1 protein-coding gene is annotated in these 1,170 nt (G+C 53.0%); it reads left to right on the top strand.

Annotated features, from left to right (window positions below; all coding sequences use genetic code 11):
• Positions 1–1,170 (top strand): ATP-binding protein (locus ABEH28_RS27250; protein ID WP_346631562.1); only part of this gene is annotated, 1,170 nt, incomplete at both ends.

Genomic DNA, 1,170 nt, shown 5'->3' with positions numbered 1-1,170 from the left:
AATTTCTTGCGAACATGTCACATGAGCTGCGCACCCCCCTCAACAGCTCTCTGATTTTATCTAAACTTTTGGCCGATAACGCTGGTGAAAATCTCACGCAGGAACAGGTCAAGTTCGCTGAGTCGATCTATTCTGCGGGCAATGACTTGCTGCATCTGATCAACGACATTCTTGACATTGCGAAGGTCGAAGCGGGCCGATTTGATTTATTTCCCAGCGAAATCAGCACTGCGCGTTTAGTCGAGAATCTGAAAAATACGTTTCAGCCACTCGCGGGCCAGAAAGCGCTCCAATTTTCCGTTGAGTTGCAAGAGGGGGTAGCGCCGATCATATACACGGATCAGCAGCGCTTGGAGCAGGTACTAAAAAACTTGTTGGCCAACGCGATCAAGTTTACGGAGAGCGGTCGTGTGGAGACGACGGTTTCGTCTCAGCCAGGCGGGGGCGTCGCGTTTGCTATATCCGATACAGGCATTGGCATTGCAGCTGATCAAATCGAGCGTGTTTTCGAGGCATTCCATCAAGGAGACGGTTCAATTAACCGGCGTTTTGGCGGCACTGGGTTGGGGTTGTCGATCTCCCGTCAGCTAGCTGAACTGCTGGGGGGGACTATCACCGTGACTAGCGCTCCAGGCAAGGGCAGTGTCTTCACGTTGACGATCCCAGAACGTTTCGATGGCGAGATTCTCCCGGCCATGGTCGTGCAGGCAATTTCAGTAGCGATGCCGGCCTCGCCACCGGCGAGCGATACCCGTGCTTCACTTGCTTCGATCCCCACCTTTGCAGACGATCGCCAATACGCGCCGTTCGACAAGCGCGTGATCCTAGTTGTGGAGGATGACGCACGCTTCGCTCAGGTTCTTTATGATCTTGCTCACGAGCAAGGGTACCAATGTCTGGTGGCCCACGGTGCAGATGAAGGGGTTGAACTGGCATCGAAATTCTTTCCGGATGCCGTTCTTTTGGATATGCGGTTGCCAGATCATTCTGGGCTCACTGTGCTTCACCGCCTGAAAGAAAACGCTGCCACGCGGCATATTCCGGTCCACGTAATATCCGTTGAAGAACGACAGATGACTGCCATGCAGCTTGGCGCTGTCGGTTATGCAGTCAAACCAGCAACGTTGGTCGAACTTAAAGAGGTATTTGCCAGACTGGAGTCAAAACTTG

The sequence above is a fragment of the Pseudomonas sp. Ps21-P2 genome, from assembly GCF_039672565.1.
In the GTDB taxonomy this organism is placed as follows: Bacteria; Pseudomonadota; Gammaproteobacteria; order Pseudomonadales; family Pseudomonadaceae; genus Aquipseudomonas.
The sequence above is the reverse complement of the archived record's forward strand: the minus strand, read 5'-3'. Positions and strand labels throughout refer to the sequence as shown.